General features: G+C 43.2%; 5 protein-coding genes. 1 reads left to right on the top strand and 4 read right to left on the bottom strand.

Annotation, left to right across the window (positions count from 1 at the left end; translation table 11 throughout):
- From JGK22_RS27255 to JGK22_RS27240, 4 genes are all read right to left on the bottom strand, one after another.
- A partial coding sequence (locus JGK22_RS27255; RefSeq protein WP_293197907.1) for a transposase occupies positions 1 to 618 on the bottom strand: 618 nt, incomplete at its 3' end.
- 667 nt (positions 619 to 1,285) lie between these two features.
- Positions 1,286 to 4,255, bottom strand: coding sequence for an SUMF1/EgtB/PvdO family nonheme iron enzyme (locus JGK22_RS27250; RefSeq protein ID WP_293314176.1), 2,970 nt, complete (start codon positions 4,253 to 4,255; stop codon positions 1,286 to 1,288).
- Between the two features lie 511 nt (positions 4,256 to 4,766).
- Positions 4,767 to 5,546, bottom strand: a complete 780-nt coding sequence (locus tag JGK22_RS27245; RefSeq protein WP_293184185.1) for a hypothetical protein — start codon at positions 5,544 to 5,546, stop codon at positions 4,767 to 4,769.
- A 282-nt stretch (positions 5,547 to 5,828) separates the two neighbouring features.
- Positions 5,829 to 6,407: a Uma2 family endonuclease gene (locus JGK22_RS27240; protein ID WP_293184187.1), complete on the bottom strand. Its 579-nt coding sequence runs from the start codon at positions 6,405 to 6,407 to the stop codon at positions 5,829 to 5,831.
- Positions 6,408 to 6,675: 268 nt separating this feature from the next.
- On the opposite strand from JGK22_RS27240, the gene JGK22_RS27235 reads away from it, so the two are divergent.
- Positions 6,676 to 6,810, top strand: a complete 135-nt coding sequence (locus tag JGK22_RS27235; RefSeq protein ID WP_293184189.1) for a hypothetical protein — start codon at positions 6,676 to 6,678, stop codon at positions 6,808 to 6,810.
- Positions 6,811 to 6,838 lie beyond the last annotated feature (28 nt).

Below are 6,838 nucleotides of genomic sequence, written 5' to 3'. Positions count from 1 at the left end.
CGTCTGTTCTCCAATACCTGGAATCGAAGTCAACAGCTCGCGCTGCTGTTTTAAATGCGGATGTTGGTCAAAATGATCGCTAATCATTTTTTTGATTTCGGCTTGTTGTTCTTTAATGTATTCCAAATGAGCTTTCGTAAGTTTAGCTACGGTTTCTGTAGCTGTTTCCAAACGATTCTCTTCCTGTTGATACATCTCGGTTAAAGATTCTAGTCGTCGCAATAAAGCTTGTAAATCCTTGACTTCGAGCGGAGTTGGCTTCCAAAATGACGGTTTAATCGCCGCACAAAAACGAGCAATCAATGCTGCATCTACAGAGTCAGTTTTGGTACGTAAAAGTTCGCTTTTAGCAAACCCTTTAATCCGAGCCGGATTAACCACACTCACCTGGTAGCCTGCTTCATACAGAAACTCAGCTAGGGCATCCCCGTAAATGCTCGTGGCTTCCATGCAGGCATGAAGTTCTTCAACACCTTGTTTTCCCGGCCACTGATTTAAGCTCTCAAACCCTTCGGTATTATTCGTGAACTTTTTGGGTTTTGAGCCACGTTCTTCTTTCAGTAAAAAAACATGAAAGTCTTTTTTACTGATATCTATGCCTAAAAATGTCGGTGTCATTGTTTGCTCCAAGCTCCCTGTTTGTATGAAAGAACATGACAGGCAATTTAACTAACCTTATAAATGCAGGCTGTCCCGTGAAAACGAGCGCCTAAGATACTGTCCAGTTTTTTTGTATGCGCCTGTCATCAGTAATGGGAGCTTATCTACACAACAGACTTGTGATAGTCACTCGGGGCGGGCCAACTTCACCAATTTCTGATGTCCGATCACAACACTTTCTACTGTCATTTGTACCTATAGGCAAGAAACTTTAATGGTTTCTTTATATTTACTCGTGTTAGGATTCAGTTACAACCGTGTCTGCGGTTTGATTACAACCGTGTCTTCGGTTCTATAGCCTGCGGTCTACGGTTTGATCGCCTGACTCTTTTAAGATACAAGGGGCGGGTTCGCCAACAGCTTTAAACGAAGCAGATAGGTTAAATAAACCCGCCCCAATCCCACGAAAAATGCCTAATTGAATTGGTGCAAGATATGAGTTTAACCGCCTAAAGAAACCGGGTTTTTGGCAAAATCTGTGCGCCGCAACCCCATCTTAAAACAAAAACCCGGTTTCTCACCGCCATGCCCAATTCCTGAAAAAAATTTTTTTTAGCGCTTCGCGCCAGAGAGAAAAGAGGAAAAAGAGCAAAGGGCAAAAGAGCAAAAGAGCAAAGAAGAGTCCTCACAGGGAAGACAGGGAGGAAGGGACAGCCAAAGCTACCGCTACACGAAAACCCCCGTCCCTGTACGAGTAGCCCGCAGAGTAGCAGTTGCGGAGGGCAGCACGGCAATGGACCACATTGACGTTCCACGAACCTCCACGCTGCACTCGGTTACTATCTCCGCCAGTTGTCCACGAAGTACCATCAGATGGCGCGCCATTGTAATTACCATGCCAAGGATCAGCGCACCATTCCCAAACATTGCCCTGCATATCGTACAAACCAAAAGCATTCGGGGGAAAACTTCCCACCGGAGTAGTTTCTTGACGATAAAGTCCTTTTGGTGCAGAACCGTAGGGATTATTGCCGTCATAATTAACTAAATCTGGAGTAACAGTCTCCCCGAAGTGAAAAGCTGTTGTCGTACCTGCCCGACAAGCATATTCCCACTCAGCCTCACTCGGCAAACGATAGGTTTTTCCAGTTTTCTCAGACAACTTCTGACAAAAACTTACCGCATCATTCCAAGTTACTTGTTCCACAGGCCGTTTCCCACCTTTAAAAGACGATGGGTTATTGCCCATCACCGCTTGCCACTGTTCCTGAGTAATGGCATATTTCCCTAAATAGAATGGCTGGGCAAAAGTTACTGGATGCTGCGGGCGTTCATTATCGTTACCTTCTCCCGACGGTGAACCCATCATAAAACTACCCGCTGGAATATGCACCATTTCCAGTTTCACCCCATTACCCAAATCTTCCTCTTTTTGATAAGCCTTCCCCGACTGCTTGCTAGTTTGTTTCCCGTACTTATCCACCGTGATAATTTCAAAAATAAATGCTTTACCTTTGCTAGCTTCTTCCTCCCGACGCAAACGTTCCGCTTCTGCTTGCTGGCGTTGGCGTTCCCTTTCCTTTGCTGCTTGACGCTGGCGTTTCCCTTCCGCCTCCCGTTTTCTCTCCTCCAATACAGCCAAAGCCACATCGCGAATATGCAAAACACCCGGTAAACTCGGATTGATTTGCAACGCCCGATTAAAATCTTCGATCGCCCGTTCCAACTCTCCCAACTTCTGATAAACTAACCCGCGATAGTGGTAAACACTCGCCTCATTCGGATTCAGCCGCAATACTTGGTCAAAATCAGCAATTGCGCCCTGATACTCCACAATTTGATAGTAAGCCAAACCGCGCTGCAAATTCGCCTCAAAGCGAGAACCATCTAACTGCAAAACCTGATGAAAATCAGCAATCGCCGCCGAATATTCCCCATTTTTCGCCCGTTGCAAACCCCTTTGCCAACAACACTCAATGATGCTTAATTGTAAACTCGCCTCCAAACCTCGCGAACATTGATTTAGCTTAGTTACATAGGGTTCATCATCAACCGTCAAAGCCGCAGCCAAAACATTTAATAACTGACTTTGTTCAGGAATCGCCAAACCATGCAGCCTCAACCAATCTTGAACAGACAAATACAACTGTGCAGCAGCCCACTGCTTGTCAGCCAAAACCAATAGTGAGACAGCTAAATCCAAACGCAAATCAGCAATCAGTGCCGACTCTTCTTCAGCCAAATAATCATACAATCCCTGATAATAACCAACCGCAATTTCCGTCAGAATATTCTGTTCATCGGCGGGCATCTTTGCCAACATTTCCGGGAGTAACTGCGGTAAAAAAGGTGTTTTTCGCTCATCTGGAGGCAAAAACATCAGACAATATTCATCAACAATTAAGCCCGCGATTAAAGCATGGCAAATGCCAATAAATTCTGCTAAATCATTATAATCATTTTTGCTGTCGAGTTCATAGGGACGATTAATTTCGCTTAAATCTTCTCCATCTTCCAGGGCATCCCGTTCAATTTCCAAGATTCGTAAATTTTGCTGATGGCGTTTAACTGCTTTTTCACCAAAACGGAGATCGAAATCAGCAACAGGTTTACCAGAGTCAATATACGCTTGTCGTTTTGTTTGCCAATTGACCGCCCGTTGTTTGGCAAAATCATACAATGTCTCAACCCAAGGTAACTGATTGATTGGAGTTTTGTAGCGATACTTTGTGAAATTAATATGCCAAAAGCCAAAACGCAGATAAAACTTATCATGGGTAGCAGATGAGTCTAAAATCAGAGTAGGAATCACGCGCAAACCTGCAAATAAGTTTTCCGCCGCCGCTTCTTCCCGAAAAACATTAGTCCGCCAAGAACCGCCCATAAATTGTACTGGCCGACCATCGCTCATATACTTATCTAGGAAGTTTCGCAAATAATTGCTTAAAAACTCCTCAGATACCGGAAAATTTTGATTTCCTTTAGCAGCATCGTGAGTCAAGACTGGCGGTGACAAGAAAACTCGTAAAATCGGAGTATCTTCGGGATTGATGTTGGCAATAATGTTTTCAGCGGTAACTAGAATCGGCGAATTTTCTAAGTTTTTTTGCTTGACAATGGCGACAATTGCTGTTTCGCGATTTACCTGAGCAATTTCTCGTGCTAAAAGTGCGTCTAACTGTTTTAATTCTAATTGGATTTGACGCTGTTCGGCGATGCAGAATTTTTGCAATTCAGCGCGAAAAACTTCTAGTTGGGCGCTATGTTCGCGATTGAGTTTGCCTTCATTGGCTTGAAAATCCCGATTGAGTCGGGCTAATTTGTCTTGTAATTCGCGGTTAAGCGTGCCTTCATGGGCTTGAAATGCGATATTCATTTCGGCGAGGTATTTCTGCAAGCCTCGGTTTAAATCGCCTTGTTCTCTTGTCACATCAAGACTAGCTTGATGTTGCAAGTTTTGAACGATGGTAATTTTTTGTTGTAATTCTCGTTGTTTGTTGGCGTTATCAATGGCAGTTTCTGAATTAATTGTAGCAATAGATATGCCAGTTTCTGCTTGGCGGTCTTGCCGATATTTCTCTGGCATAAATATGGATTTGGAAGTATCTTTTATGTGATCCCAAATTCCTTTCTTTCCTGGTAATGCTTTGGTCATAATATTTCCTCCAGTGGTTAATGTTTAAAGTTGACAAGATTAAGAGAAAATTTCAAAGCTAAACTGACTAATTTGCTCAATTATGATGGTAATTCGCCCAACTTCCTGTCAAAAACTGACTCGTTGGCAGTAATTTTATCTGCCCTAACTAAAGCTGGCCCAAGTATACCAATTTAAAAAATCTTAGTTGAGTTTGTGTACTCAAGTATTGTCACGCTGGTGCGTCGCTGTAAGATTTTCTGTTTTTTTTGTATTATCAAGGGCGACACACCCTACCAATATTATTGTTGCATTGATTTTTCATACTTGGTATTACTTTGTCTCCAAGAAACCGGGTTTTTTCGGGAGTTTTTTCGTAATAACGAAGTATTTGGGAAAAAACCCGGTTTCTGGGCCTCTCGTCTACCCGACAGAAATGCGGACTAAAGTCCTCACTACGAACCGTAAAGCAAAAGTGAGATTCTCCCCAAAAACCCGGTTTCTGGGCCGTCGCGCAACCATGATTCATCAATTAAGTTTTTGCGCCGCCTCCCACTGCAAATAATAGGTGGGCTGCACCCTCTAGATTTGTATCGGCGCGTCCTATTTCTTTATGGTCTACATTATAAATGTGACCATTCTCTATTTTCCCGATAAAATTGTCCGCTGAGGAATAGTTATATTTATAGACTTCTCCATTGTCTTTGAAGTAACCGACTTCCCACCCAGATGAATTATACATTGTATGCCCTCGAACATCACCGACATCAACGGTGTGACCGTTTAGCTGATGCAGATAAATGTGGCCGTCATCCCGGATGTCTATGTGGGGGCCGTTCATGGTACGATCGCCCCCAGGAACAGTTGCATAGGATGAGTTGACCGTCCAAGGTTGTTGGTGATGGGAATCTAGGGCTGATGTTTGATGCCAGTCTTGATGTTGCGGGTGCTCAACCCATGCAGATTGGTGGAAATCTGGAATGATTTCTGGTTGGTTGACTGGGTGATTTAGATGCTGTGAGTCTAGGGCTGATATTTGATGTAAGTCTTGATGTTGGTGAGAAAAGTCTTGATGTTGGGGATAGTCTGTCCATCCAGATTGAGAGAAATCTGGTAAAATGTCTGGTTGGTTCGTGTGAACAAAATTAGGCTGTTGAGAGTAATCGAGTAAATGATTTTGTGGTAAGCTCAGGTCTAAATGTGGATCTGAATGTTGAACGGTATGCGGCGTGTCGATGCCCAAAGATTGCAGAAAATCATTGAGTTGAAATTGCGGGCTATTTTGTCCGGCATCGGGAAGATGATTATTCATGGCGAGTCACCAAAATCATAGCGATGTCTTGATTGTAGCGTAAATTTTCAAATTTATATATGACGGCTACAAAAAGTTATTTTACAGGGTAGATATAGATTTATAAAGTTAAATTAAGGAAGGTTGTCATTGGGAGAAACGAAACAATCGCCAAGACTAAGATTGCTTCGTTCCTCGCAATGACAGATATAGATATTTATTTATGTCAACAATTAAAGGCTTTTATCTAAAAATTTTAATTAGTTATAGAAGTGATTGAGACGTGTTGTTTTAACCGCAAAATTACGCCATCAACTCATCCAACGCCACACTAAAACCGGGCAACACAAGCTGAGTCTTCGCCACATCACCAGGCTTAAATAAAACTGTCGCACCTTGAGTAATTACTAACACCCAACTACTCTTCGGAAATAGCAGCCAAACTTCCAAACAACCAGACTCTAAATACTCCTGTGCTTTTGCAAAAACATCATCAGCAAAATCGTTAGGCGAAACAATCTCAGCTAGCAGCGGAAAACTCTGCGGCAAAACTGAAAACTCTCCAACTTGCGCCAACAGTTCAGGAGTAATATAAGATACATCTGGTATCCGCCCTTTTTTCAGAGTTTGACAAGTGACTTCCACATAAACCTCACCCCCTTGGGCGGTGGAGTCCATGTAAATGCCCCAATATCGTACCAATCTAGCTTGAATGCGACGAGTCTTTGCAGTCATTCCCGGTTTCCCTACTACTTCTCCATTGACAAATTCTACAGGATGTTTGACTATCACTTTACCGTCTGCCCACTCCGTCCCGTCAGGAGGATTTTGCATCCATTCTTCCAAAGTTAAATCTAACTGTTCCACACTAAAAGTTGTCATCTGACTCACCAATTTTACTGGTCATATCGATTTTATCATATCTGCCAAAACATGAAAAAATCCTTGAATATGCGGCAGCCAGCCAGTCGCAGCTTGTTGGGAGATACCGCACAACCACAGTTGACAGTTGACAGTTGACAGTTGACAGTTGACCTAGAACGAAGAGGATTGGAGTAATGAATAGTCTGATTTTAATTTCTCCCGCTCCGGCGGGCGGGCTTTCAACCAATTCTTTCTGGTAATATATTCATAACGAACAAGTCAGCCAATGGCTATTAACCGAATTCTCGCATTCGCGCGCGTCGAAATGCCTGACTTGGCAAAAGATCGATCGCACCTGACAGCAATTTCTTGCGATCGGATGTGCCCGCAAGATACACTATATCCTTTGTCAGAAAGATGAGGTACTCATGGGCATAGGTCATAGGGCA

The organism is Microcoleus sp. PH2017_08_TRC_O_A (genome assembly GCF_020738665.1).
Taxonomy (GTDB): domain Bacteria; phylum Cyanobacteriota; class Cyanobacteriia; order Cyanobacteriales; family Microcoleaceae; genus Microcoleus.
Note: the sequence above shows the minus strand (reverse complement) of the source record. Positions and strands in the feature narration are given on the sequence as shown.